Origin of the sequence: Neisseria sp. P0009.S008, from assembly GCF_051958615.1 — a bacterium.
GTDB classification, from domain to species: Bacteria; Pseudomonadota; Gammaproteobacteria; order Burkholderiales; family Neisseriaceae; genus Neisseria; species Neisseria subflava.
This window is the reverse complement of record NZ_JBQCVG010000107.1, coordinates 1-236: the sequence shown is the minus strand read 5'-3', so window position 1 is coordinate 236 and position 236 is coordinate 1. Positions and strand designations below refer to the sequence as shown.

General features: G+C 48.7%; 1 protein-coding gene. It reads left to right on the top strand.

Annotated elements, in window-relative coordinates; translation table 11 throughout:
• Positions 1-236, top strand: a 236-nt coding sequence (locus ACTHSQ_RS11475; RefSeq protein ID WP_440375974.1) for an HD domain-containing protein, incomplete at both ends; no start/stop codon positions are given.

The window sequence follows — 236 nt, the reverse complement described above, 5'->3', positions numbered from 1 at the left end:
GCTGAAGGCGATGTATTTACGCATACCAAAATGGTATGCGAAGCCCTTTTACAACTGCCCGAGTTCCAAGCGCTTGATGGACAGGAGCAGCATATTCTGTTTGCTGCCGCCATGCTGCATGATGTGGAAAAACGCAGTACGACCAAGCGTGAAATAGAAAACGGTAAAGAGCGTATCGTTTCGCCGCATCACGCAAAAAAAGGCGAGCATACCGCCCGTACTTTACTGTATACCGA